This window comes from Pseudomonas sp. W4I3, assembly GCF_030816195.1.
Lineage (GTDB): Bacteria > Pseudomonadota > Gammaproteobacteria > Pseudomonadales > Pseudomonadaceae > Aquipseudomonas.
Genome location: NZ_JAUSXS010000001.1, coordinates 2,689,822 through 2,714,526 on the forward strand (window position 1 = coordinate 2,689,822; position 24,705 = coordinate 2,714,526).

At 60.2% G+C, this 24,705-nt stretch carries 19 protein-coding genes and 1 pseudogene; 8 read left to right on the forward strand and 12 right to left on the reverse strand.

Annotated features, from left to right (window positions below; genetic code table 11):
- The first annotated feature begins 5 nt into the window (after positions 1-5).
- The 3 genes and pseudogenes from QF045_RS12435 to mnmH all read left to right on the forward strand — a co-directional run bounded on the left by QF045_RS12435 (position 6) and on the right by mnmH (position 2,987).
- Positions 6-756 (forward strand): annotated as a pseudogene (locus QF045_RS12435) (TerC family protein).
- Between the two features lie 93 nt (positions 757-849).
- Positions 850-1,884, forward strand: coding sequence for a selenide, water dikinase SelD (gene selD / locus QF045_RS12440; protein WP_306492437.1), 1,035 nt, complete (start codon positions 850-852; stop codon positions 1,882-1,884).
- Positions 1,884-2,987 carry a tRNA 2-selenouridine(34) synthase MnmH gene (gene mnmH / locus QF045_RS12445; RefSeq protein WP_306492438.1) on the forward strand — a complete coding sequence of 368 codons (1,104 nt, stop codon included), beginning with the start codon at positions 1,884-1,886 and terminating at the stop codon, positions 2,985-2,987. The genes selD and mnmH overlap by 1 nt, the downstream gene beginning before the upstream one ends.
- A gap of 297 nt (positions 2,988-3,284) precedes the next feature.
- On the opposite strand, the gene QF045_RS12450 is transcribed toward mnmH, so the two are convergent.
- Positions 3,285-4,340 carry a permease gene (locus QF045_RS12450; RefSeq protein WP_306492439.1) on the reverse strand — a complete coding sequence of 352 codons (1,056 nt, stop codon included), beginning with the start codon at positions 4,338-4,340 and terminating at the stop codon, positions 3,285-3,287.
- Positions 4,341-4,398: 58 nt separating this feature from the next.
- Positions 4,399-5,100 (reverse strand): histidine phosphatase family protein, encoded by a 702-nt coding sequence (locus tag QF045_RS12455; RefSeq protein ID WP_124385980.1) that lies wholly within the window; start codon positions 5,098-5,100, stop codon positions 4,399-4,401.
- A gap of 256 nt (positions 5,101-5,356) precedes the next feature.
- Between QF045_RS12455 and QF045_RS12460 the strand changes: the two genes are divergently transcribed.
- The 3 genes from QF045_RS12460 to hemB all read left to right on the forward strand — a co-directional run bounded on the left by QF045_RS12460 (position 5,357) and on the right by hemB (position 7,980).
- On the forward strand, positions 5,357-6,055 hold the full coding sequence (locus QF045_RS12460) for a glutathione S-transferase N-terminal domain-containing protein (RefSeq protein ID WP_306492440.1): 699 nt from the start codon (positions 5,357-5,359) through the stop codon (positions 6,053-6,055).
- Positions 6,056-6,057: 2 nt separating this feature from the next.
- Positions 6,058-6,888: a PhzF family phenazine biosynthesis protein gene (locus tag QF045_RS12465; RefSeq protein WP_306492441.1), complete on the forward strand. Its 831-nt coding sequence runs from the start codon at positions 6,058-6,060 to the stop codon at positions 6,886-6,888.
- A 117-nt stretch (positions 6,889-7,005) separates the two neighbouring features.
- The gene (hemB, locus tag QF045_RS12470) at positions 7,006-7,980 is read left to right on the forward strand and encodes a porphobilinogen synthase (protein ID WP_306492442.1); all 975 of its coding nucleotides are present in this window, start codon (positions 7,006-7,008) and stop codon (positions 7,978-7,980) included.
- Positions 7,981-8,026: 46 nt separating this feature from the next.
- Here the strand turns inward: hemB and QF045_RS12475 are convergent, their stop codons facing one another.
- Together QF045_RS12475 and QF045_RS12480 are read right to left on the reverse strand one after the other, a co-directional pair.
- A complete protein-coding gene (locus QF045_RS12475) occupies positions 8,027-8,413 on the reverse strand; it encodes a hypothetical protein (RefSeq protein WP_306492443.1) in 387 nt (128 codons plus the stop codon).
- Positions 8,410-13,203: an RHS repeat-associated core domain-containing protein gene (locus tag QF045_RS12480; protein ID WP_306492444.1), complete on the reverse strand. Its 4,794-nt coding sequence runs from the start codon at positions 13,201-13,203 to the stop codon at positions 8,410-8,412. Before QF045_RS12480 ends, QF045_RS12475 begins: the two co-directional genes overlap by 4 nt.
- 235 nt (positions 13,204-13,438) lie before the next feature.
- Here QF045_RS12480 and QF045_RS12485 point away from each other — a divergent pair, with 235 nt between their 5' ends.
- A complete protein-coding gene (locus tag QF045_RS12485) occupies positions 13,439-14,524 on the forward strand; it encodes a DUF1615 domain-containing protein (RefSeq protein WP_306492445.1) in 1,086 nt (361 codons plus the stop codon).
- Between the two features lie 313 nt (positions 14,525-14,837).
- Here the strand turns inward: QF045_RS12485 and QF045_RS12490 are convergent, their stop codons facing one another.
- Genes QF045_RS12490 through QF045_RS12500 form a run of 3 tightly spaced genes read right to left on the reverse strand, consistent with a single transcriptional unit; the run spans position 14,838 to position 17,422 of the window.
- Positions 14,838-16,019 carry an acetyl-CoA C-acetyltransferase gene (locus tag QF045_RS12490; protein WP_306492446.1) on the reverse strand — a complete coding sequence of 394 codons (1,182 nt, stop codon included), beginning with the start codon at positions 16,017-16,019 and terminating at the stop codon, positions 14,838-14,840.
- Between the two features lie 11 nt (positions 16,020-16,030).
- Positions 16,031-16,690: a CoA transferase subunit B gene (locus QF045_RS12495; protein ID WP_003211625.1), complete on the reverse strand. Its 660-nt coding sequence runs from the start codon at positions 16,688-16,690 to the stop codon at positions 16,031-16,033.
- 33 nt (positions 16,691-16,723) lie between these two features.
- Positions 16,724-17,422: a CoA transferase subunit A gene (locus QF045_RS12500; RefSeq protein ID WP_124362130.1), complete on the reverse strand. Its 699-nt coding sequence runs from the start codon at positions 17,420-17,422 to the stop codon at positions 16,724-16,726.
- A gap of 189 nt (positions 17,423-17,611) precedes the next feature.
- Here QF045_RS12500 and QF045_RS12505 point away from each other — a divergent pair, with 189 nt between their 5' ends.
- Positions 17,612-18,514 carry a LysR family transcriptional regulator gene (locus QF045_RS12505; RefSeq protein ID WP_306492447.1) on the forward strand — a complete coding sequence of 301 codons (903 nt, stop codon included), beginning with the start codon at positions 17,612-17,614 and terminating at the stop codon, positions 18,512-18,514.
- Between the two features lie 63 nt (positions 18,515-18,577).
- Here QF045_RS12505 and QF045_RS12510 read toward each other — a convergent pair whose 3' ends face one another.
- The 5 genes from QF045_RS12510 to QF045_RS12530 all read right to left on the reverse strand — a co-directional run bounded on the left by QF045_RS12510 (position 18,578) and on the right by QF045_RS12530 (position 24,663).
- Entirely contained in the window at positions 18,578-18,907 is a 330-nt protein-coding gene (locus QF045_RS12510) for a hypothetical protein (RefSeq protein WP_057725643.1), read from the reverse strand.
- A gap of 529 nt (positions 18,908-19,436) precedes the next feature.
- Positions 19,437-20,279 (reverse strand): NAD-dependent protein deacetylase, encoded by an 843-nt coding sequence (locus QF045_RS12515; RefSeq protein ID WP_306492448.1) that lies wholly within the window; start codon positions 20,277-20,279, stop codon positions 19,437-19,439.
- A gap of 8 nt (positions 20,280-20,287) precedes the next feature.
- Complete coding sequence (locus QF045_RS12520) at positions 20,288-20,728, reverse strand: CBS domain-containing protein (protein ID WP_306492449.1); 441 nt, start codon at positions 20,726-20,728, stop codon at positions 20,288-20,290.
- Positions 20,729-20,862: 134 nt separating this feature from the next.
- Positions 20,863-22,815 carry a DNA topoisomerase III gene (locus QF045_RS12525; RefSeq protein ID WP_306492450.1) on the reverse strand — a complete coding sequence of 651 codons (1,953 nt, stop codon included), beginning with the start codon at positions 22,813-22,815 and terminating at the stop codon, positions 20,863-20,865.
- 225 nt (positions 22,816-23,040) lie between these two features.
- Positions 23,041-24,663, reverse strand: a complete 1,623-nt coding sequence (locus QF045_RS12530; RefSeq protein WP_306492451.1) for an MFS transporter — start codon at positions 24,661-24,663, stop codon at positions 23,041-23,043.
- Positions 24,664-24,705 lie beyond the last annotated feature (42 nt).

The window sequence follows — 24,705 nt, forward strand, 5'->3', positions numbered from 1 at the left end:
GACCTATGGATTATCTTTTACAACTGGCTGCCAGCCCCACCGCCTGGGTCGCTCTGGCGACCTTGATCGTCATGGAAATCGTGCTGGGCATCGATAACCTGATCTTCATCTCGATCCTCACCAACAAGTTACCTGAGCAGCACCCGGGCCAAGGCGCGGCGCATTGGCATCAGCATGGCGTTGGTGTTGCGCCTGGGTCTGTTGAGCACCATCGCGTTTATCGTGCAGCTGACGGCGCCGGTATTTGAAGTGTTCGGTCAGGCCTTCTCCTGGAAGGACATGATTCTGATCGCCGGTGGCCTGTTCCTGGTGTGGAAGGCCACCACCGAGATCCATCACAGCATGGACCCGGAGCCAGAAGAGAAAGCCACGATTGGTAACACCGTGACCATCGGTTTTGCCGCGGCGATCGGGCAGATCCTGTTGCTCGACCTGGTGTTCTCCATCGACAGCATCATCACGGCAGTGGGCATGACCGAACACTTGCCGATCATGATCATTGCCGTGGTGACCTCGGTGATCGTGATGCTGGTGGCGGCTGAACCTTTGGCCAAGTTCATCAACGACAACCCGACCGTGGTCATGCTGGCCTTGGGCTTCCTGATCATGATCGGCATGACCCTGATCGCCGAAGGCTTCGGCGCCCACGTGCCAAAAGGCTACGTCTATGCGGCCATGGCGTTCTCGGCGGTGATCGAATGCTTGAACATCGCACGGCGTAACCGCCACAAGCGTTTGCTCGCTGCTCGCCAGTAACCGCTGAAACAAAAGGCTGGCTGTGCTCACAAGAGCCCAGCCGGCCTTTTGCTGTCTGCTAGAATCGGCCCACTTGATAGCTTGAGGTCCACCATGAACGAGCCGATTCGCCTTACCCAGTACAGCCACGGTGCGGGTTGCGGCTGCAAGATCTCGCCCCAGGTGCTGGAAGTGATCCTTGCCGGCAGCGGCGCGCAGAACCTTGACCCCAACCTGTGGGTAGGCAACGCCTCGCGCGACGACGCGGCGGTGTACGCCATCGACGACGAGCGCGGCGTGGTCTCCACCACCGATTTTTTCATGCCGATTGTCGACGACCCCTTCGATTTCGGCCGCATTGCCGCCACCAACGCCATCAGCGACATCTACGCCATGGGCGGCGACCCGTTGATGGCCATCGCCATTCTTGGCTGGCCAGTGAACGTGCTGGCGCCGGAAGTTGCCCGCGAAGTTATCCGTGGCGGCCGCTCGGTGTGCGACGCCGCCGGCATCCCGCTGGCGGGCGGGCACTCGATCGACGCGCCGGAGCCGATCTTCGGCCTGGCGGTGACCGGCATCGTGCAAAAGCGCCACATGAAGCGCAACGACACCGCCACTGCCGGCTGCAAGCTGTACCTGACCAAACCGTTGGGCATCGGCATCCTCACCACCGCCGAAAAGAAGGGCAAGTTGCGCGAGGCGGATATCGGCCTGGCCCGTGACTGGATGTGCACCCTCAACAAGCCCGGCAGCCGTTTCGGCAAATTGGCCGGGGTGACGGCGATGACCGATGTCACCGGTTTCGGCCTGCTTGGCCACCTGGTTGAAATGGCCGACGGCAGCGGCCTCACGGCCCGCATCGAATACGCAAAAGTCCCACGCCTGCCGGGGGTCGAGTACTACCTGGACCAGGGTTGCGTGCCCGGTGGCACCTTGCGCAACTTCGACAGCTACGCCAGCAAGCTCGGCCGCGTGCAGGAACTGCACAAGCGCGTGCTGTGCGATCCGCAAACCAGCGGTGGCCTGCTGATCGCCGTCACGCCCGAAGGCGACGCCGAGTTCCATGCGGTGGCCGCTGAATTGGGCCTGACGCTTGAGCCGATCGGCGAACTGCTGGAGCGACAGAGCAACGCGGTAGAGGTGGTTTGATGGCGACTGACATCACCGATTACCGCGACATTTTCCTCAGCGACCGGCCGATGATGGACACCCGCGCGCCGGTCGAATTCGCCAAGGGCGCGTTCCCCGGCGTGATCAACCTGCCGCTGATGACCGACGACGAACGCCAGCGCGTCGGCACCTGTTACAAGCAGCAAGGCCAACAAGCTGCAATCGTGCTGGGCCACGAGTTGGTGTCGGGGACGATCAAGGCCGAACGCATCGAGCAGTGGGCACGATTCGCCCAGGCCCATCCAGACGGCTACCTGTACTGCTTTCGCGGCGGGCTGCGTTCGCAGATCGTCCAGCAATGGCTGAAAACCGAAGCGGGTATCGAATACCCCCGCGTCGGCGGTGGCTACAAGGCCATGCGCAGCTTTTTGCTGGACACGCTGGAACAGGCCACCGCCGAATGTGATTTCGTCCTGCTCGGCGGCATGACCGGCACTGGCAAGACCGAAGTGCTCGGCCAGTTGCGCAACGCCCTGGACCTGGAAGGCCATGCCAACCATCGCGGCTCCAGCTTCGGCAAGCGCGCCACGGCGCAACCCTCCACGATAGACTTCGAAAACCGCCTTTCGGTGGACCTGCTGAAGAAGCGCGCAGCGGGCATCGAGCAGTTCGTGGTCGAGGACGAGAGCCGCATGATCGGCAGTTGTGCTTTGCCGCTACCGTTGCACAAAAGCATGCAGACGCTACCCATGGTGTGGCTGGAAGACAGCGTGGAAGGCCGCGTGGAACGTATCCTGCGCGATTATGTGGTCGACCTGTGCGCCGAGTTCATTGAGGTATGGGGTGAAGATGGCCAGGCGTTATTTGCCGAGCGTCTGACCCAAAGCCTGGCCAATATCCATAAGCGCCTGGGGGGCGAGCGCTTCCAGCGGCTGCAGGCGATTTTGCAGGAGGCCCTGGCGGAGCAAGCGCGCAGTGGCGCGGTGGAGTTGCACCGGGTGTGGATTGAAGGGTTGTTGCGTGAGTATTACGACCCAATGTATGCGTTCCAGCGTGAGAGCAAGGGCGCGCGCATCGAGTTCGCGGGAGAGCAGGGCGCGGTGGTTGAGTATTTGCGCGAGCGGGCCGCTCGGGTGGGGTGACTTTTTGAATGCCATTGAGATCACACAGCCCTATAGCCGCCTACGGTATTCGCTCTGATCCAACATCCTGCTCGGCTGTCAGGCCGCCATCGGGGGCTTAAGGCTTTTTGTAGGAGCGAGCTCGCTCGCGAAGAACTCAGGCCCCCCGCGTTTATCCGAGAATAAACGCATTGCCTGGACGTTTTTCGCGAGCAAGCTCGCTCCTACATTGAACCACTTTCGTCTGACTGACCGGCATCAGGGCAAACCTGCTGCCACACTTAGGTCGCTGGGTGCGATGAAGCCTTCACGCAGAACCTAAAGAATCACCGCCCCGATCAACCCGCACACCACCCCCATCAACATGGTCAACCCGGCCACCGTCACCAGCACCCGCGCATCGAAATCTTTACGCAGCATCAGCAGCGACGGCAGGCTGACGCTCGGCAGGGTCATCAGCAAGGCAACAGCGGGGCCGGCGCCCATGCCCAAGGTCATCATGGTCTGTACGATCGGAATCTCCGCCGCCGTAGGAATCACGAACAGCGTGCCGACGATCGCCAGCGGTACCAGCCACACCAGGCTGTCGGCCATCGCCCCGTCCACGTGTGGGAACAGCCACACCCGTGCCGCGCCGAGGATCAGCACCGCGAGGATATACACCGGGATGGTGCTCCAGAACAGCTGCCACAAGGTGCGCAGCCAGCGCGCGAGGAAGGAGCCGGACTCAACGGTGCTGACTTCGGCCACCGCCTCGAGCGCCGCTTCCGGTACTTGTTCCGGACGTGCAATGCGCTGCGCCACCAGCGACACACCCACCACCAGCACGATCCCGGCCACCAGCCGCAGCGCGGTAAAGCCCCAGCCCAGCACGAAACCCATGAACACCAATGTGGCCGGGTTCAATACCGGGTTGGCGATCCAGAACGCCAGCGCCGCGCCGACCGATACCTTTTGGCGCCGCATACCTGCCGCAACGGGTGCCGCGCAGCAGCTGCACATCATGCCCGGCAAGGCGAACAGCCCGCCGCGCAGGGTCGAGCCCAGGCCGGCGCGGCCAAACAGGCGCAACAGCCAGTCGCGAGGGATCAACACCTGCAGCAGCGAACCGAGAATTACCGCGAGTACGGCGGCTTTCCAGATCGCCAGGAAATACACCTGGGCATAGGCCAGCGCTGCTGCGAGGGGCGAGCTTTGCTGGTCATTGAGAATCGAGGCGCCGATGCTGTGGTTGTCGGCTGCGACGAACGCCTTGAGGTAGTAGGGCGACCATTTCACATAATAGAGGCCGATGCAGGCCACCAGCAGAAACAGTGCAGGTTTGCACCAGAACGACCAGCCCCGGTTGGGCTGGACAGAAGAGAGGTTGGACATGGAGATGATCCGCTGATGAGTCGATAGCGGGGCATCATACGCGCTTGGCGCTCAACCTTCAGGTATCTGCGCTGACCTGGGTCGGGTTTGGGCAGGTTTCCTCACCGTTATTGAGCCCCTGCTTGTAGTTGCGGCTGAGCAGCGACGCCTTGCCGTTGTGCCAGGTCAGTGTGAGCACGTACAGCGAGTCGTAGTCGTTGCCGGACCAGTCGTCGGTAATGGTGTGCTTTTCACCGACCGCTTCACTGGCGACTTTGTTGATCAGCTCGGGCAGGTAACCGTGGGACCAGGCAGTGTAGATCGTCGCGTTGTGGTACTTGTCTTCGACCAGCTCGTCGGCCAGGGCGCTGGTGTCGTTCGCTGAAAACTTGATGTTGACCGGCAGGCCCAGCTTGATGGCGCTGGGGCTGATGGTCATCAGCGGGCGAATATAGCTGTAGGAATTGTCCAGCTCGCCTTCCTCGACATTGCGCGTCGGGTTGGCGGCGAAGACGAAATCGGCCTTGCCGAATTTTTCCGGCAGTACGCTGGCCAGGTTCATTGCCCGGTTCAGGCCTTGGCAATTGAGTTGGCCGAGACCGCCGGCGGGTTTTTCGCCATGGCGCAGGAACACCAGGGTTTGCACGCCGTCCACCGGTTGCGCACGGCTTTCACGGGCGTCCAGTGCGGTGACAATCCCGGCCGTCACCAGCAGCAGCGGCAACATCATGTATGAATAGCGTTTGAATCGGTGCACAAGGCGCAGAGGCTTGATCTTCATTATGGGTTCGAGTCTTCGTGCGTCGGATTAAGGCGGACAGGCCCGGGCCCAGCGGCGCGGTGAGCGTCCTGAGGGTGTTCCTCGTCGATATAGCCAGGTGCCTCCATTCACCCTGCGAGCGCTTTTAAGAGTGCGTTTGGGCGTTTTGGTTCGCCCACCACAGATTCTAGCCAGGCAATGTTGCTTAATGATGACCCATGCAGGCAGGCCAGCAGATGTCTATGATGGGGTTTTTCCCGCCCAGGAATTCCCTTTGATGAACGCACTCGCCGCTTTCCCGATCAACAGCAAATGGCCCGCCCAGCATCCGGAGCGCCTGCAGCTGTATTCGTTGCCCACGCCCAACGGCGTCAAGGTCTCGATCATGCTCGAAGAGCTGGGCCTGCCTTATGAGGCGCACAAAGTCAGCTTTGACACCCAGGACCAATTGTCCCCGGAATTCCTGTCGCTGAACCCCAACAACAAGATCCCCGCGATCATCGATCCCAATGGCCCAAGCGGCCAGCCGCTGGCGTTGTTCGAGTCCGGCGCGATCCTGATTTACCTGGCGGAAAAAACCAGCCGGCTGCTCTCCGAAGACCCGGCCACCCGCTATGAAACCCTTCAGTGGTTGATGTTCCAGATGGCCGGCATCGGCCCGATGTTTGGCCAGGTGGGGTTCTTCAACAAATTCGCGGGCAAGGCCTATGAAGACAAGCGTCCGCGTGACCGCTACGCCGCCGAGTCCCGTCGCTTGCTCCAGGTGCTGGAAAAACGCCTGCTGGGCCGTACCTGGATCATGGGGGATGACTACAGCATCGCGGACATCGCCACCTTCCCCTGGATTCGCAACCTGATCGGCTTCTACGAGTCGGGCGATCTGGTGGGCATCGCCGATTTTCCCAACGTACTGCGCGCACTGGACGGCTTTGTCGCACGCCCAGCGGTGATCCGTGGCCTGAACATTCCGAGCTGAACATGCCGACTTTCGATTTCAAGCAACTGGACGTCTTCAGCGGTGTGCCGCTCAAAGGCAACCCGCTGGCGGTGGTGCTCGGCGCCGACAGCCTGACGGACCAGCAGATGGCCGACTTCGCCAAGTGGACCAACCTTAGCGAAACAACGTTTCTGCTGACGCCCCGCGACCCACGCGCCGACTATCGCGTAAGAATTTTCACGACCTTGCAGGAGCTGCCGTTTGCCGGGCATCCGACGCTGGGCAGTTGCCATGCGTGGTTGCACGCAGGCGGTGTACCGCGTGGGCAAGAGATCGTTCAGGAGTGCGAAATTGGCTTGGTGCGCATCCGACGCGAAGGCGACGAGCTGGCGTTTATCGCGCCACCGCTGTTGCGTTCGGGGGCCGTGGAGGCGTCGCTGCTGGAACGTGTGCGCCAGGGGTTGGGCCTGGCGCCCGACGCGATTGTGCGCAGCCAATGGGTGGATAACGGCGCCGGTTGGCTGGCGGTGATGGTGGCTGATCGTCAAGCCGTGCTGGAGATCAAGCCTGACTACTCGCGACTGCTCGGGTTGGCGGTCGGCGTCATTGCTCCGTGCACGGTGGATGACGCGCAGTTCGAGGTGCGCGCCTTTATCGCCGGCGACGGTGCGCAGGAAGACCCGGCCACCGGCAGCTTGAATGCCGGACTTGCTCAATGGTTGCTCAGTGAAGGGCTGGCGCCGGAGCGCTATGTGGTCAGCCAGGGCACGGCCATGGGGCGCGCGGGGCGTATTCGTATTGAGCGCCAAGGCGATGAAATCTGGGTGGGTGGCGCTGTCGCGGTGTGCATAGATGGTTGTCTGCAGCTCTAGATCAATGCAATTGTTACATGGCCGGCAATACACTGTTGGCCCCTCGGCATTTGTGCTGCCGCAACTTGGGGCATAAGCTTTCGCCCCAATGTTTTCAGTCACTTTTTCAGGAAAGCCATGATCAGCCAGTTCCCCCAAGCCCGCCCCCGTCGCCTGCGCCGCTCCCCGGAGCTGCGTGGCTTGTTCCAGGAAAGCGAATTTACCCTCAACGACCTGGTGCTGCCGATCTTCGTCGAAGAAGAAATCGATGACTTCGTGCCGATTACCAGCATGCCGGGCGTGCTGCGTATCCCCGAGAAAAAACTGGCCGGCGAGATCGAGCGGTATGCCCGTGCCGGCATCAAGTCGGTGATGACTTTTGGCGTGTCCCACCACTTGGATGCCAATGGCAGTGACACCTGGAAGGAGCGCGGCCTGGTCTCGCGCATGTCTTCGATCATCAAAGACGCCGTGCCGGAAATGATCGTGATGTCCGACACCTGCTTTTGCGAATACACCGACCACGGCCACTGCGGCGTCATGCACGGCGCCCACGTTGACAATGACGCAACCCTGGTCAACCTGGGCAAACAAGCCGTGGCCGCCGCGCGCGCCGGCGCCGACGTGATCGCCCCCTCGGCGGCGATGGACGGCCAGGTCCAGGCCATCCGCCGCGCCCTCGACGACGCCGGCTTCACCCACATCCCGATCATGGCCTACTCCACCAAATTTGCCTCGGCGCTCTACGGTCCGTTCCGCGAAGCCGGTGGCAGCGCCCTCAAGGGCGACCGCAAAAGTTACCAGATGAACCCGATGAACCGCCGCGAAGCCGTACGCGAATCGCTGCTCGACGAGCAGGAAGGCGCCGATGCGCTGATGGTCAAACCGGCCGGCGCCTACCTCGACATCATCCGCGACATCCGCGAAGCCTCCCGCCTGCCAGTGGCGGCGTATCAGGTAAGTGGCGAGTACGCGATGATCAAATTCGGCGCCCAAGCGGGTGCGATCGATGAAGACCGCGTCGTGCGCGAGACCTTGGGCTCGATCAAGCGGGCGGGGGCGGATTTGATATTTACGTACTTTGCGATGGATTTGGCGCTGGCGGGGGTTTAGGTAGATGCTCATTCTGTGGCGAGCGTGCTCGTCACAGATGCATTTGCTAAGTTTGCACCGATTCAGCCCAGCGCTGGCAGAAATCATGCTGCTCTTGTATATCATTGGTGAGATCGTTTTCTTCATAAGAAAATATATGCACAAGTTCCCCTTCTGGCTGTCCCATCGTCAGTTCGTAAGTAACAAGACCATTTGACATATGTGAAGACATACCTGACGTGTGGACGTTGATTTTGGCGCCTTTGCAAAGAAACAATGTGTCTTTCATATCAGCTCTTAATAAGCCGAAGCAATCGTATAAGTCCATTGCTGTATAGGTTTTTTGGATCCCGTTGCTTAGAAATAGATAAAGGGTAGGTTTGCCGCCTTCATATTTGACCACTGCACTGTCACGTATCCCGTCTTTGATAATGGTGATTTCACGCGATTTCATGGGTATTTCCTATGCGGGTTCAAAATTGTATATCCCTTAAAGGTTCCGTCTTCATTAACGGGCGATGCTCCTAAAATATCCTTGGTATCTATTCGTCCGGGAATTGCGATTTCTAATTCGTTTTTATGTTTTGAGAGCTTTCCGAGCTCTTTGTTCACGTCTCTTCCAGGGATTTTCCTCAGTGTGTAAAGGAAACCTTCTTCGAATCCAAAGTTTGAAGCAAATACCAACGCTTGTTTTCTTGAGGTCGAAGTGGGGACGAACTTGCTAGGAGGACTGGCATTATTCAAAGCGTGCAGGAAAAGGTCTGTGCTGTCTCCCCGACTTTCAAATCCATTATTAAAGATTTCGTCTGGTTTTCTTAAGTCACCGCGATATAGATATTCTCTTTTTTTTTCTGAGCGTGGTAGCGGGGGAGCCCCCTCATCCACCTCTACCTGCCCGTGAGATTTTTCCGTATTAAGCTGTGATTTACATCCACCCGCGCCTGGACATGTACTTAAACCCAGCGGATCCACCCATCCAGTAGGATTGGGCGCGTACTGGTACGCGTTGATCCCACCCGCCAGCTTCACCGGGTCGGGCGTCAGGTAACGACCAATATCCGGATTGTAGTAGCGATGGCGGTTGTAGTGGAGACCGCTTTCTTGATCGAAGTATTGGCCCTGGAAACGTAGCGGGTTGTCGATTTTGCCTACGTCGAGCCGGCTGATTTCTCCGTAGGCGCGGTAGTGGGCGGACCAGACGATGTCGCCCTCAGGTGTAGTGAGTTCTTGCGGGGTGCCGAGGTGGTCGAGTTGGTAGTGGTAAGGCTTTATCGCCTCTGGGCCGAAGCCTTCCAGTAATACCAGTGGCCGGAAGCTGTTCGGCTCGTAGAGGTAACTACGATGATGATCGGCATGGTGTTCGGCGATCAGTTTGTCGCCTTGCCAGAAAAACTCCGTGATGATGCCGTCGACGGTTTTGCTGATACGCCGTCCAAACGGGTCATAGCGGTAACTGGCGGTTTGGCCGTTGGGTTTCGTGACGCCGATCAACCGGTGCTGGCAGTCATAGCGGTATTCGGTAACGAGTGAGTGACCTTTGCCTCGCCGCTCGCGGATCAGGTTACCGAAGGCGTCATAGTCGTAATGATGATAGCCCTGAATCATCAGGCGATTGCCCGCAACGATGTCCGGCCCCGGCCGGTTTTGCATGAGCAGATTGCCCGCCGGGTTGTGGCCGAAACGCTCCTGTACGTCTTGCGAGTGATTGGCGCGGGTCAGGCGGTGGAGCGGGTCGTAGTGGTAAAGGTGTTCGCCTTTGCGGGTGTCGTGCAGGCGGGTGAGGTTGCCGGCTTTGTCGTAGTCGTAGTGGCGTTGGTAAAGATGGTTTTGTTGCTGGGTGACGGCGTGGGCGTGCAGGCGGTTTTGGTCGTCGTAGTGGTAGTGGCTGAGCAGTTGGCCTTGCTGGCGCTGGTGTTCGCGACCGGCTTTGAACAGGTGGGAAGTCAGTAACGAACCGTTCAGCTCGACGGTGGCGAGGTGGCCGCCTTTGTCGTGGTTGAAGGTGAGGCGGTTGTTGTCGGGTAGGTGTAAATGTTGAAGCTGGCCGCAGGCGTCGTAGCCGTAGCGCAAGGTGCCCCAACCCTGGTGTTCAGCGGTGAGGCGGTTTTGGCGGTCGTACTCGTAGGCCAGGAACCAGTGGCCGTCGTCGACGCTGAGGAGGTTGCCTTGGCGGTCGTAGGCATAGTCGACAGTGCTGCCATCGGGCAGGGTTTTTCGTACGAGGCGGCCGACATGGTCGCGTTCGTATTGGGTAACGAGCTGACTGCCGTCGTCGCCGTGTTCGGTTTTCTCCAGCAGGTTGCCGTTGAGGTCGTAGGCGTAGGCGGTGCGTTGGCCGTCGAAACCGGTTTCCTGTTGGATCAGGCCGTTGGGGTGGTAGTCGAGTTGGTAGGTTTCGCCGACTTCGTTTTCGATGGCGGTCAGCAGCAGGCGGGCGTTGTCGTAGCGGTACTTGACCTGGCTGCCGTCGGCATTGATGCGGCGGCTGATCAGGTGCAGGCCGTCGGCGTATTCGTAGCGGGTGACGTGGCCTAGTTCGTCGCGTTCGGCGATGATTTTTCCGTAGGGGTTGTAGCTGAATTCCCGTGCGGCACCGTCCGGCAGCACCAAGCGCGTTAACCGACCTACGCCGTCCCATTGATACTGGGTCAGCGCGCCATGCTCATCCTCACGCGCAATCTGCCGGCCCAGGTCGTCATAGCGATAGCGCTTGATTGCGCCATTGGGCAGCTGTTCTTCAACGAGTTGCCCGCGCTCATTCCACACCAGCCGATGGCAGCTGTTATCGGGGTACCAAACGCCGGTGAGTTGCCCCTGCTTGTTGTAGCTGTAGTCGGTCGCATGGCCACCGGGATCGATCTGACGAGTGACATCGCCCTGGTCATTACGTTCGTATGTCCAGACCGCCTCACCCCGGCGCATAACCCGTACGAAGCCGTTGTCATGCTCGTAGGACGTTGGCTCGTCATCCCCCGGAAACAGCGCCACCAGGCGCCCGGCGTCGTCGTACTGGTAGGCCGTCACCGCGCCCAGCGGGTCTTGCTCGACGGTCAGGCGGCCCTTGTCATCGTAGGACTTGAAATGCTGGGCGCCGTCGGGATCGATGCGCTGTACCAGTCGCGCTCGGTCGTCATGGACATAAACCTCCTGGCTGCCATCGGCGTTGTGCACGGTGACGCTGCCGTCGTCGTCCCAGGCATAGCACGTGTCCATCTGCGAGAAACTGGCCCAGTGCCGGACACAGCGTGCGGCCTTGCCGGCGCGTTCCCATGCCCAGAAGAAACTCGCGCCCCCGGCCAGTTGCCGCTCGAGAATGACGTGTTGTTCGTCGTACCGATAACGCTCACATTCACCGACAGCGTTGGTCGCCGACACCAGTCGTCCAGCGTCGTCATAGGCGTAGGAAACGACGTTTTGTTCGGTCAGCCAAACGAAGGGTTCATGCCCCTTGGCGCGATGAACCTGGTAGTCCACCGCGACAATGCGGTCGGATTCATAACGCAATAAAAGCGAGCGACCGGAACCGTTGTCCGCTCGCTCAATTCGCCCCAACCGATCCCGGAAAATGCGCAACCGGTTGTCATACGCATCGCTGATCGCCGTCAGCACACCGTCGCAAAAGTGATAGAACCGCGACCCCTGAGCCAGCACCAGTTCATCCGGCAACGACCCCAGGTAAATCGCCGCTTCGGCCAGGCTGTTGGTAATCGCGGGCCGAGCCACCGTCGGCAAGGGCAGGGTGGTCGAGCGGTTTTCGTGGTCGGTCCACATCACCGAATCGCCCGACACCACCAGCCGCTGGGTCAGCGCATGACTCCAGCCAAACCCCAACCCGCAATCCACTTCCACCGCGCTGGTGCGATACAAGCGCGTCCACTCGAACGGCAAAACTCCATCCAGTGCGCCATCGGTGAGGGTCAGCAATTCCTCGCCGGTAACCATCGACACCGGGCAGCCATGCGTGACGGTTTTGTCCGCAGAAGCCGCCACATCCCCCTTCGGGTTCGATGCCACGGTAGGCACATCATCCACCGTCTCCTGCCGAACCAACGCCGTGCGCTGGGTCTTGCTGCGCACCGCCGACACCGGGTTTGAAACCAGAGCGTTGTCCACCTTCAATGGCCCAACCGGCACCCCCTTGATCGGTATTGCTGCACTGCTCAGCAACACCGGCTTGAGCGCTTCGCTGTGCCCCTCCAGGCGAGCTGCGCCGAACTGCGCGGCTATTTGCTCCAGCCACCTGCGCACCCGGCGCGACTTGATGCCGGCCAACACCTTGGTGCTGATGCACACCACAAGACCCATGCCCGCCGTCGCCAGTCCCAGTAACAGCGTGATGACGACCTCGGCGCCAATTTCCCCGAGCATTTCGTTCATGTACGGCGGCGGCAGCATGCGCATCCAGCTGACCAGCGCCGCCAGGTAAACGAACAGCAAAGGCTCATCGCTGAGCACCAGCAAACCCTTGGCGAGGGTCTCGGCACTTAGCGCGAGTAATTTTTCCAGTTCGTCCTGGGAAAGGTAATGCAGCAACTTTTCAGCGTTGGTCAGCGGGTCCGATAACCACTGGAGTAACTGCTTGATGTTGTCCCAAACCGAATAAAGAACATCGCCAAAGCCTTGGGCATACGCGCGGTGCAGCGAGAGGTAGCGCTTGAGAAAATTCGCTTCGGAGTAACCCTCCCAAAGCGGTTCGAAGGTGGTGGTCCATTCACTGCGCAGCCAGCTTTCCAGTGGCGTGATGACTGACTGATAAGAGGCGTACAGCGCCTTGAAATGCTCCGACGAAACGTTGGGATAGAAACTGACCCGATACTGCTGGTTGCGGTCACACTCGGTCACTTCGAGGATGCCGCTTGGGCCGATGGTCTTATGGATGGGGTCGCCCAGCGGGCCACCGTCTGGATCGATGCGCTGCAACACCACCGGCGTATTGCCGATCGGCACGAAACGCGAGCTCTGAAAGCTATGCACCAGGGTCAACGTGCCATTGGCCTGGCAGGTAGCGACGGTGCTGCTAGGAAAGATCGAGCGGTTGATTGGCGCAACCAGCGCCACCCCATCCCCGGCCTTGAACACCTGCTCCACATCCAATGCAGAAAAGCTGAAAAAGCTCTGTGCCCAGCTGTCGTAGTGGTTGAGGCACCCGCGAAAATCGCTGAGCACGGAGTCGACGTCCCGCGTCTTCGAATCCATTGCGGCCAGCACCAGAAAGCCAATGGCTTGGCTGGTGGCTTCGATCATGGGTGAGCCTCGACGATCCGGGCTCTTACTGGAAAAACCATCTGCAATCCCTCGCACTGTGTGATCAGGCGAGGGACTTTGCAGCGGTTTTCAGGGCGGGGGAGTAGAGCTTATCCGGCGTTTACGTGGGAAGTTTCAGCCAGAGCTGCACCCAGTTCGGCATAGCCACGAACCCCGGTTAGACTTGCCTGTCGATATCCTCACTGCCCGGCCCGCCGTCAATCAAGGAAGCCCCATGTTTTCAAACCGCCTGATCCTCTGCCTCGCGACCTTGCTGGTGCTGGCGGGTTGCTCTACCTCACGCGGTCCGCAACTACCCGAGCGCGGCGAGGCCGAGGTGAAGGCGCAGATCGTGCGGCTGCTACCGGCCAAGCTCGCGGACCGCACCGGTTGGGCCCAGGACATCTACACCGCGTTCGACGCCCAGAAGATCTACCCCAGCACCGAAAATATCTGCGCCGTGCTGGCGGTGACCGAGCAAGAGTCCACCTATCAGGTCGACCCGGCGGTGCCAGGCATGGGTAAGATCGCTCAGGATGAAATCCTGCGGCGGGCCGGGAAGGTGCATGTACCGGCGTTTGTCGTGCGCAGCGCCTTGCAACTGCGCTCGCCCAGCGGCAAAACCTACGCCGAGCGTTTGAATGCGGCACGTACGGAGAAGGATCTGAGCGGTATCTTTGACGACTTCATTAGTGTGGTGCCTCTGGGCAACACGCTGTTTGGCGGGTTCAACCCGGTGCACACCGCCGGCCCGATGCAGGTCAGCATCGATTTTGCGCAGAAACAGGCGCGGGGTTATCCCTACACGGTGGACGGTACGATTCGCCGCGAAGTATTCACCCGCCGTGGCGGCATGTACTTCGGCATCGCGCATTTGCTGGGCTACCCGGTTAGCTATGACCAGCCGCTGTATCGCTTCGCCGATTTCAACGCGGGTTGGTACGCCAGCCGCAATGCCGCCTTCCAGGCTGCGGTCAGCCGTGCCTCGGGCACCGACTTGGCGCTGGATGGGGATTTGATTCGCTATGGTTCGTTGCTGCCGGGCACCACCGAACTGGCGGTGCGTTCATTGGGGGCGAAACTGGACATGCGTAATCCCAGCATTCGCAGCCAACTGGAGCAGGGCGAGCAGTTGGATTTCGAGGACACCACGCTGTATAAACGCGTATTCGTCCTGGCCGAGAAAGCGGCCGGCAAGCCGCTGCCGCGGGCGGTCCTGCCAGGCATTGTGCTTAAAAGCCCGAAGATCACCCGCAACCTGACCACGGCCTGGTTTGCCAAACGCGTGGATGAGCGGTATCAGCGTTGTATGAAACGTTGATCCCCCAATGCCAGTCAGTTAAGGCTTTTTGTAGGAGCGAGGCGGGCGGCTAGCCCTTGCTCGCGAAAAACTCAGGGCTCCCGCGTTTATTCAGAATGAACGCGTTGCCTGGACGTTTTTCGCGAGCAAGCTCGCTCCTACAGTGGGCCACATTCGACCGGTTTACCTCCAAAACAATGTCGGATTACGGCCAGCGGGCCTTAACGGACACCTATGCCAGCTCGCACTTTTTGACCGAGTACTTACCGGGGGATCGATAAAAGAAAAGGCCCGATTTTCGTGGAACCGGGCCTTTTCCATGTTGCTCTTTGAATCAGCTGCGTTCGAGGGCCAGCGCCACGCCCTGGCCGCCACCGATGCACAGCGTTGCCAAACCCTTCTTGGCGTCGCGCTTGATCATTTCATGCAGTAGGGTCACCAACACACGGCAGCCTGAAGCACCAATCGGGTGGCCGATGGCGATGGCGCCGCCGTTGACGTTGACCTTGTCAGCGTCCCATTCCAGCTCTTTGCCCACCGCCAGGGATTGCGCGGCGAAGGCTTCGTTGGCTTCGATCAGGTCCAGATCGGCCAATTGCCAGCCGGCCTTGTCGAGGCAGCGGCGAGTGGCCGACACAGGACCAATGCCCATGATTGCCGGGTCGACCCCAGCGTTGGCGTAGCTGGCGATACGCGCCAGTACCGGCAGGCCGAGGGCCTTGGCTTTGGCGGCGCTCATCAGCAGCACCGCGGCGGCGCCGTCGTTGAGGCTGGAGGCGTTGCCTGCGGTGACGCTGCCGTCTTTTTTGAAGGCGGGCTTGAGCTTGGCCAGGGATTCGGCGGTGGTACCGGCACGCGGCTGTTCGTCTACCGTAAAGGCCACCGGGTCGCCTTTGCGCTGGGGAATCAGGATGGGTGTTATTTCATCGGCAAAACGCCCGGCTTCGATGGCGGCGGCGGCTTTCTGCTGGGAGGCGGCGGCAAAGGCATCCTGCGCCTCGCGGCTGATGCCGTACTTGTCCACCAGGTTCTCGGCGGTGATGCCCATGTGGTAGTCGTTGAAGGCATCCCACAGGCCATCGGTGATCATGCTGTCGATCATCTTGGCGTGGCCCATGCGCAAGCCAGTGCGCGCAGCAGGCAGCACGTACGGCGCGAGGCTCATGTTCTCCATGCCGCCGGCGATGATAACGTCGGCGTCGCCGCAACGGATCGCCTGCGCGCCCAGGTGCAGGGCCTTGAGGCCGGAGCCGCAGACCTTGTTCAGGGTCAGGCTCGGCACGGCATGGGGCAGGCCGGCGAGAATCGAGGCCTGGCGCGCAGGGTTCTGGCCGCTGCCGGCGGTGAGCACCTGGCCGAGGATCACTTCATCCACTTCGGCCGGGTTCAGGCCGGTCTGCTCCAGCAGGCGACGAATCACCGCAGCGCCCAGTTCAGGGGCCGGGATAGCCGCCAGCGAACCCTGAAAGCTGCCCACGGCGGTGCGGGTGGCAGCAACAATCACGACGTCTTGCATGGAATCTGTCCTCACTGGAAATGCATTTCTGGAACGTGGTCCGGAACGATCAGTTTACCGGCGGTCTTGCTCACAATCTCTTCAACGCTGACGCCAGGTGCGCGTTCCTTGAGGACAAAAGCGCCATTTTCGATTTCCAGGTAGGCCAGGTCCGTGAGCACACGCTTGATACAGTTGGCGCCGGTCAGCGGCAGGCTGCACTGGCTGAGCAGCTTCGACTCACCGTCCTTGGACGCATGGGTCATGATCACGATGATGTTTTCCGCTCCGGCCACCAGGTCCATCGCGCCGCCCATGCCCTTGACCAGCTTGCCGGGGATCATCCACGAGGCGATGTTGCCTTGTACGTCCACTTCGAACGCGCCGAGTACGGTGAGGTCCACGTGGCCGCCGCGAATCATCGCGAAGGACTCGGCGGAGGAAAAAATCGAGGCGCCGATGCGTGCGGTGACGGTTTGCTTGCCGGCGTTGATCATGTCGGCATCAATGGTTTCTTCCGTCGGAAACGGTCCCATGCCGAGCAAGCCGTTTTCCGATTGCAGCATCACTTCCATGCCTTCGGGAATGTAGTTGGCCACCAGGGTCGGAATGCCGATGCCGAGGTTGACGTAGAAACCGTCCTGCATTTCGCGGGCGACGCGTTGAGCCATTTGTTCGCGGGTAAGAGCCATTTTATGAGTCCTTATTGTTCGGGCTGGGGCGGATTATTTGCGGACGGTGCGCTGTTCGATGCGCTTCTCGAAGGTGCCGCAGATGATCCGGTCGACGTAGATGCCAGGGGTGTGGATCTGCGCGGGGTCCAGCTCGCCCGGTTCGACGATTTCCTCGACTTCGACCACGGTGATCTTGCCGGCGGTGGCGGCCAGCGGGTTGAAGTTCTGAGCGGTATGACGGTAGATGACGTTGCCGAAGTGGTCGGCTTTCCAGCCTTTGACGATGGCGAAGTCACCGGTGATGGACTCTTCCATCAGGTAGGGACGGCCTTTGAATTCGCGGGTTTCCTTGCCTTCGGCGACAGGGGTGCCGACGCCTGTGGCAGTGAAGAAGGCCGGAATGCCGGCACCGCCTGCGCGCATTTTTTCCGCCAGGGTGCCTTGGGGCGTGAGCACCACTTCGATTTCGCCGCTGAGCAGTTGCTTCTCGAACAGGGCGTTTTCACCGACGTAGGAGGCGATCACTTTGCTGATCTGCTTTTCTTCCAGCAGGATGCCCAGGCCGAAACCGTCGACGCCGCAGTTGTTGGAGACTACGGTGAGGTCGCGGGTGCCTTTGCGCTTGATCTCGGCGATGAGGTTTTCCGGGATGCCGCAGAGGCCAAAACCACCGGAGAGCACGGTCATGCCATCTTCCAGGCCTGCCAGCGCCTCTTCATAGGACGCCACGCGCTTATCGAAACCTGCCATATGCACCTCTTTTATTGTGAGTGGGCCAGCCAATGGACCGAGTGTTGCGCTGACGGATTGATTTGTTAAGTTGTTTTTTTAGGTTGATTGGTTTGAAAAACAGCATAATCAACCGCAAGCGCCGAGCTACAAGCGTCATTGACGGCCGCTTTTACTTGCAGCGTTCAACTTGCCGCTTGGAGCTTTCCTATGACCGTTAAACAGATACGTGCCTTTCTGGCCGTGGCCCAGAGCCTGAGTTTCGCCGCTGCGTGTGAGCGTCTGCACCTTTCCCAGTCGGCACTGAGCCTGACGATCAAGGGCCTTGAAGAAGGCTTGGGAGGGCGCCTGTTCAGTCGCAACACACGCAACGTGGCCCTCACGCCCGAAGGTGAATCGCTGTTGCCGCTGGCGCGCCGGTTGATTGCCGATTGGGACAATGCCGAGGATGAACTGCGTCAACGTTTCACCCTGCAGCGCGGACGCGTAACGGTAGCGGCGATGCCGTCATTTGCCGGTAACCTGTTGCCGCCGATTCTGAAGATCTTCCGCGCGCGCTATCCCCAGGTGAACGTGACGGTGCATGACCTGATCAACGAGCAGGTGCTGGAGATGGTGCGCGACCGCCAAGTGGAATTGGGCGTTGCGTTCGAACCTTCCGACGGTTCGTCATTGGCCTTCACGCCGCTGTACCTGGACCGGTTTATCGCAGTGGTGCCGGCAGATTCGGCCTTGGCACAACGGGCTGAAATCGACTGGAAAAGCCTGTTGGAACAGCCCTTCATTACCCTGCAGCGTCCATCGACGGTACGGGTAATGCTCGAAGAACACTTGGGCACCTTGCAGATGAAATTGCCGGTGGCGTTGGAAAGCCATCAATTGGCGACGGTGGGCAAGATGGTTGCCAGCGGCTTGGGCGTCAGCGCCGTGCCCGCGCTGTGTGCACGGCAGATGGAGGAGGCGGGCGCCCATTGCATCACCTTGACTGGCCCTGTGATCGAGCGGCCGATTGGCGTACTGACTAAACCAGGCCATGAACTATCGGCGGCGGCGCAGGTGTTGTTCGATATTTTCCGGGATGAAGCAGGAAAGGGGCGGTTTCCGACGTTCTGAGGTGCGCAAAACAAAAGTGGGAGCTGGTACGCCAGCTCCCACATTAGTTTAAATATTTTTTAGTCAGTAGTAACGGTCGATCACTTTAACTTGCGAGCTGTCTTTGAACGACGCCCAGGCATTGTTAAGTGTGTCGAACACCTGCTCGATAAAGTTGCGATCGGCTGCCGCTTTCTTACCGACATAACCCTGGCCGCGACGGTACATCTTCAGGCGCGCTGCCAGTTCACGATGGTTGCGGTCGAACTCGGCTTCTTCGGTGTGGGGCGCCAGGCAGTCAAGTTGAACTTCGCCCGATTTGCCAATCCACAGGATATGGTCGTCGAGTGTGTCTTTCTGCGCTGCGAACATCTCAGCCAATTCATCGATAGTTGGTTGGTTGTTCAGATTCATGTGTAAGCCCCTTGACCAGTTGGCGATCTATCAGTTGGTTCGTTAAAACTTGCTTAGTTGTCTCCGGTTACGAAAACCGGGCGTCAGTAACGGTCTGCCGAATACGGGCAGGGTCTTGAACCTGATGCATGTAGTCTTGCTGATGAACGGCTACGCAACGCTTTCGTAACGAAGACAAGCAGCGATTTAGCTCCTTGTACCGATCCCCTTCAGGACCTGTCAGCTTCATCAATCTGCCTTGTGGGCAGTGCACATCCGGAAAAACAGCTCGGCGGTCAGACGAGCCTGTTCAAAACGCGTGTTACCAACACTCCCGATCCGGGAGACGTCTCGATAATGCAAGGACAAAAAGGTTACGTCAACGATTATGTAGTGATTATTTTATGGCACTACATAAATCGCTGTGGGGGCGGGGAGATGCGCGAGAAACGTGACTTGAGCGTCATTTTTTGGGGCGGCGGGTCGCAGACTAACAGGTGTTTCCTGGATGCTCGTTGCGCCTGTGAGTTTTTCGCGAGCAAGCTCGCTCCTACAGTCGTCCGGCCAGCAAAGGTAATAATAGCTCGCAGGACGCTTTGATTTTTACCTGCAACAGCTCATCCCCGCGGGTCTTGCCCAGGTTGATGGCGATCACCGGCTTGCCCTGTTCCACCATCGCCTTACACAGGCGAAACGCCGAATACGCCATCAGCGATGACCCCACCACCAGCAAGCCCTCGGCGTGTTGTACGGCCGCCATCGCCCTGACCGCAGTGGCGGGCGCCACGTTCTCACCGAAGAACACGACGTCCGGCTTTAAACGCTCGCCATGGCAATGTGGGCAGTGGGGGACCTGGAAGTGTTCTTCGAAGGTGGGGTCGAGCAAGGTGTCGCCGTCCGGTGCCTGCACGGCATGGACCTGCGCCAGGTAGGGATTGTCGATGTCCATTTGCCGCTGGATCACATCGCGCGAGCTGCGCAACTGGCAATCCAGGCACAGCACCCGGTGCAGGCTGCCATGTAACTCGATCACATCATGGCTCCCGGCTTGATCGTGCAGGGTGTCGACGTTTTGGGTGATCAGCCCGCTGATGCACCCTTGCGACTGCAGCGTCGCCAACGCCAGGTGCGCCTTGTTCGGTTGCGCAACACGTACCCTCGGCCATCCGAGCATGGCTCGCGCCCAGTAACGACGCCGCGCCTGTGCGGTAGCGAGGAACTCCTGATACATCATCGGCGCCTTGCCACGCCTTACGCCTTCGCTGTCGCGGTAATCGGGAATGCCCGACGAAGTGCTGATGCCGGCGCCGGTCAGTACCACAAAGCGCCGTTCAGCCATTGCCCGATGCAAGGTGTCGAGGTGATCCTCGTGATGTTCCAGCGTGTCGAGCATGGGGTCTCCTATTCGCCTCGGATGTACTGCTCCAGCTGTTGGATCAAGGCGGCTTGTTCAGCAATGGCTTCCTTGACCAGGTCGCCGATGGACAGCAGGCCGAGCAGCTTGCCGTCTTCCACCACCGGGAGGTGGCGCAGGTGACTGTCGGTCATGATGTTCATGCACGCTTCAACCGTCTTGTGGGTATCGACGGTGATGACCGGGGAACTCATCACCTCATCGACCCGGGTAGTCACCGACGATAAACCTTTGAGGATGAGTTTGCGTGCGTAATCGCGCTCGCTGATGATGCCTACCACGGTGCCGTCCTTGACTACCGGCAAGGCCCCGACGTTTTTCTCGGACATCCGCACCAGTGCTTCGAACACGGTATGGTCCCACTGGATGGTGTGGACGTCCTGATTCTTCTGATCCTTGGCTTTGAGTAATTCTGCGACGGTTTTCATGGCGGCCACTCCGGTGTTGTTGTTAGGTAGTCAGCGATTGCCCCTACAGAATCCTAGACGGCCTACGTTGCAGCAAGGTCCAAAGCGGCGTTAAACCCGTCGAAAAGCGTCATTCACCGGTTTTTTTTGCTGTTTTACCCGGCACTTGCCGGTTTTTTCGCCCGTTTGGGGCTGGCCGTGGTCTTGCGTGGCGCGCTATTGCGTTTGTTTTTCCAGGCCGCTGCGCCTTTTTTCGCTGCGGGGCTGGCCGGGCCGGTGATGGTCATGCGCATGCCGTTGCAGCGAGCCACCTGCTTGCTCATCCAGGCGGCTTGTTTGGCGACGAACTCTTCCAGGCTCATTTCGCCGCTTTGTACCATGTCCAGCGCCTGCTCCCAGATAGCGGTGGTACCGGGATCGGCGATGGCCCGAGGCACTGCGTCAATCAGGCTGAACGCCGCCGGGGTGGCCGACAGCGCCTTGCCGTTTTTCACCAGGTAGCCTCGGTCCAGCAGGCCCTGGATAATCCCGGCGCGAGTGGCTTCGGTGCCTATGCCCGTGGTGTCCTTGAGCTTCTGCTTGAGCAATGGATCCTCCACCAGCTTGGCGACGTTTTTCATCGCTTTGATCAGGTCGCCTTCGGTAAAGGGCTTGGGCGGTTGGGTCCACAGGTCCTTGAGGTTGACCTTGGCCACGGCGCAGTCCTGGCCCTGCACCAGCATCGGCAAGGCCTGAGGTGCGGGCGCTTCCCTGCCTTTGGCGGGTGCGAGGGCTTCGGGCAGTGCGCGTTTCCAGCCCGGTTCGATGACGACTTTGCCCACCGCGCGCAGCGCCTGGCGGGCACAGTCGAAATCCGCCTGGGTCCGGTCGTATTCATGGTTGGGCAAAAATTGCGCAAGGTAGCGCGCGCGTATCAGCGTGTAGACCGCGCGAGGCTTGCCGGTGAGTTGGGCGACGTCCTTGCCGGCTCCGGTGGGAATAATACCGTGGTGGGCGCTGACCTTGGCGTCGTTCCAGGCGCGTGAGCGACGAGCAGGGTCGATGTAGTTCATCAGCTCGCCCACGGCTGCATCCGCGCGGCCGAGTGCGGCGAGAATCTTCGGCGCTTCGCTGTGCTGGCTCAACGGCAGATAGCCGCAATCGCTGCGCGGGTAGGTGATGACCTTGTGGGTTTCGTAGAGGGATTGGGCAATATCCAGGGTTTCCTGGGCGCCGAGGCCGAGCTTCTTGGAGCAGATTTCCTGCAGGGTGCCGAGGTCGAAGGGCAGGGGGGCGACCTCACGCATGCGCTCGGTGCGCAGCTTCACCAGGCGCGCGCTGGCTGCGTGGGCCATGGCATCGGCGGCGTCCCGGGCCAGTTGCGGATTCAGGCAGCGGCCCTGGTCATCGCAGGCATCGGCGGCGGCGCGCCATTGGGCGGTGAAGGTCATGCGCTCGTGGAGCAGGTCTACATCGATGGCCCAATACGCCACGGGTACGAAATCGGCGATGCTGCGGTCACGGTCGACCACCAGCCGCAAGGTGGGGGTTTGCACGCGGCCTACCGGCAATACGCCCTGATAGCCGGATTGGCGCCCGAGCAAGGTGAACAGGCGGCTCATGTTCATGCCGATCAGCCAGTCGGCGCGGGAGCGGCCCAGGGCCGAGTGATACAGGCTGAAGGTCTGCGCACCGGGCTTGAGCGCGGCCAGGGCCTTGCGGATGGAGGCATCGTCCAGCGCCGACAACCATAACCGCTGGATCGGCCCGCGATAACGGCAATGTTCTACCAGTTCGCGGGCGATCATCTCGCCCTCACGGTCGGCGTCGGTCGCGATCACCAGTTCCCTGGCTTCCCCCAGCAGGCGCTTGACCGCCTTGAACTGGCTGGCGGTCTTGGGTTTGACCTGCATCTTCCATTTTTCCGGGACGATCGGCAGGTCGGCGAGCACCCAGCGTTTGTATTTGGCGTCATACGCGTCAGGCGGGGCGGTTTCCAGCAGGTGGCCGATGCACCAGGTGACTGTGACTCCGTTGCCCAGCCAGCATCCATCGCCCCGGCGATTGGCGCCGAGCACGGCCGCGATGTCCTTGGCCTGGGAGGGTTTTTCACAGAGGTACAGCTGCATGGTCGTCACATCAGATCAGGTTGATGCCTGGAAGGATGCTTAGTCAGAGAGATTTGAGCAACCATTATCTGTATGGATGTACAGCAATTTGTGTGGGCACTGCAAAGCAAATGTGGGAGGGGGCTTGCTCCCGATAGCGGTGGGCCAGTCAGCGTTGCGTTGACTGAGCGACTGCTATCGGGAGCAAGCCCCCTCCCACAGGGGATTTGCGGTGTTTAAACGAAATCAGTTGTTGTCGATGTCTACATGCCGGGTTTCTTTGAGGCAGAACAAGCCGACCACCAGGCTGACGCCGGTCACCACCACCGGGTACCACAAGCCGTAGAAGATATCGCCGGTGTACACCACCAAGGCAAACGACACGGTCGGCAGGAACCCGCCAAACCAGCCGTTACCGATGTGGTAGGGCAGCGACATCGAGGTGTAGCGGATACGGGTCGGGAACAGCTCCACCATCAGCGCCGCCAAGGGGCCGTAGCACATGGCGGCGATCAGGATCAGTGCGACGATCAGCACCACCACCATCACCTTGTTGACCTGCGCCATGTCCGCCGAACTCGGATAACCGGCCAGGGCCACCGCGCCGCGCAGTGCCGCTTCATCAAAGCCATCGATACGCACGTCACCGACGCTGACTTGCACCGGCGCGCCGGCCGGGGCTGCAACGCTGCTGTACGGCAGGCCCTGTTTGACCAGGAAGGTCTTGACCTTGTCGCACGGGCTGTCAAAGCGCGCCTTGCCCACCGGGTCGAACTGGAAGGTGCAGGTGGCCGGGTCGGCCTGCACGGTAATCGGTGCCTGCTGGCTGGCCTGGTCCATCGCCGGGTTGGTGTAGTGCGCCAGGCTCTTGAAAATCGGGAAATACAGGAAGGTCGCCAGCAGCAGGCCCAGCATCAGCACCGGCTTGCGCCCAACCTTGTCCGACAGCCAACCAAACAGGATGAAGAACGGCGCGCCGATCACCACGCTGATAATCAGCAGCATGTTGGCCAGGGCCGGGTCCATCTTCAGGAACTGGGTGAGGAAGAACAGCACATAAAACTGCGCCGCATAAAAGGTCACCGCCTGCCCGCCGTTGATGCTGAACAGCGCGATCAGGACAACTTTGAGGTTTTCCCATTTACCGAACGACTCGCGGATCGGTGCCTTGCTGGCCTTGCCTTCCTCTTTCATTTTCAGGAATGCCGGCGATTCGTGCAGGCTCATGCGAATCCAGGTGGAGATACCCAGCAACACGATGGAAAACAGGAACGGAATGCGCCAGCCCCACACCTCGAACTGGTCGCCGGTGAAGTAACGGCAGGCCAGCACCACCAGCAACGACAGCAACAGGCCGAGGGTGGCGGTGGATTGAATCCAGCTGGTGTGCAAGCCACGTTTGTCAGCGGGGGCATGCTCGGCAACATAGGTGGCGGCGCCGCCGTATTCGCCGCCGAGGGCCAGGCCCTGCAGCATGCGCAGCAGGATCAGGATGATCGGCGCAGCGATGCCGATGCTGGCATAGGTCGGCAACAGACCCACGCAAAAGGTGGCCACGCCCATCAGAATGATGGTGACGAGGAAAGTGTACTTACGCCCGATCATGTCGCCCAGGCGGCCGAATACCAACGCGCCGAAGGGCCGCACCACAAAGCCTGCGGCGAACGCCATCAGCGCGAAGATGAAGGCCGTGGTGTCGTTGACCCCGGCGAAGAACTGCTTGCTGATCACCGCCGCGAGGGCGCCGTAGAGGAAAAAGTCATACCACTCGAACACCGTCCCGAGGGACGAGGCGAAAATGACTTTCTTCGAGTCGTTGCTGGTGCTCGCATCCATCGCCGAGCCCAGGGGTTGAGCATGTTCTGACATCGGGTAGCCCTCACAGTGATTATTTATTGTTGTTCCACTGTC

What these genes read in the sequence shown, in the direction of transcription:
- QF045_RS12525 (WP_306492450.1), bottom strand. Translation starts at nt 22,815, where the DNA reads ATGCAGCTGTACCTCTGTGAAAAACCCTCCCAGGCCAAGGACATCGCG.
- selD (WP_306492437.1), top strand. Translation starts at nt 850, where the DNA reads ATGAACGAGCCGATTCGCCTTACCCAGTACAGCCACGGTGCGGGTTGC.
- hemB (WP_306492442.1), top strand. Translation starts at nt 7,006, where the DNA reads ATGATCAGCCAGTTCCCCCAAGCCCGCCCCCGTCGCCTGCGCCGCTCC.
- QF045_RS12515 (WP_306492448.1), bottom strand. Translation starts at nt 20,279, where the DNA reads ATGCTCGACACGCTGGAACATCACGAGGATCACCTCGACACCTTGCAT.
- QF045_RS12450 (WP_306492439.1), bottom strand. Translation starts at nt 4,340, where the DNA reads ATGTCCAACCTCTCTTCTGTCCAGCCCAACCGGGGCTGGTCGTTCTGG.
- QF045_RS12510 (WP_057725643.1), bottom strand. Translation starts at nt 18,907, where the DNA reads ATGAATCTGAACAACCAACCAACTATCGATGAATTGGCTGAGATGTTC.
- QF045_RS12500 (WP_124362130.1), bottom strand. Translation starts at nt 17,422, where the DNA reads ATGGCAGGTTTCGATAAGCGCGTGGCGTCCTATGAAGAGGCGCTGGCA.
- QF045_RS12490 (WP_306492446.1), bottom strand. Translation starts at nt 16,019, where the DNA reads ATGCAAGACGTCGTGATTGTTGCTGCCACCCGCACCGCCGTGGGCAGC.
- QF045_RS12495 (WP_003211625.1), bottom strand. Translation starts at nt 16,690, where the DNA reads ATGGCTCTTACCCGCGAACAAATGGCTCAACGCGTCGCCCGCGAAATG.
- QF045_RS12465 (WP_306492441.1), top strand. Translation starts at nt 6,058, where the DNA reads ATGCCGACTTTCGATTTCAAGCAACTGGACGTCTTCAGCGGTGTGCCG.
- QF045_RS12480 (WP_306492444.1), bottom strand. Translation starts at nt 13,203, where the DNA reads ATGATCGAAGCCACCAGCCAAGCCATTGGCTTTCTGGTGCTGGCCGCA.
- QF045_RS12485 (WP_306492445.1), top strand. Translation starts at nt 13,439, where the DNA reads ATGTTTTCAAACCGCCTGATCCTCTGCCTCGCGACCTTGCTGGTGCTG.
- QF045_RS12455 (WP_124385980.1), bottom strand. Translation starts at nt 5,100, where the DNA reads ATGAAGATCAAGCCTCTGCGCCTTGTGCACCGATTCAAACGCTATTCA.
- QF045_RS12530 (WP_306492451.1), bottom strand. Translation starts at nt 24,663, where the DNA reads ATGTCAGAACATGCTCAACCCCTGGGCTCGGCGATGGATGCGAGCACC.
- QF045_RS12505 (WP_306492447.1), top strand. Translation starts at nt 17,612, where the DNA reads ATGACCGTTAAACAGATACGTGCCTTTCTGGCCGTGGCCCAGAGCCTG.
- mnmH (WP_306492438.1), top strand. Translation starts at nt 1,884, where the DNA reads ATGGCGACTGACATCACCGATTACCGCGACATTTTCCTCAGCGACCGG.
- QF045_RS12520 (WP_306492449.1), bottom strand. Translation starts at nt 20,728, where the DNA reads ATGAAAACCGTCGCAGAATTACTCAAAGCCAAGGATCAGAAGAATCAG.
- QF045_RS12460 (WP_306492440.1), top strand. Translation starts at nt 5,357, where the DNA reads ATGAACGCACTCGCCGCTTTCCCGATCAACAGCAAATGGCCCGCCCAG.
- QF045_RS12475 (WP_306492443.1), bottom strand. Translation starts at nt 8,413, where the DNA reads ATGAAATCGCGTGAAATCACCATTATCAAAGACGGGATACGTGACAGT.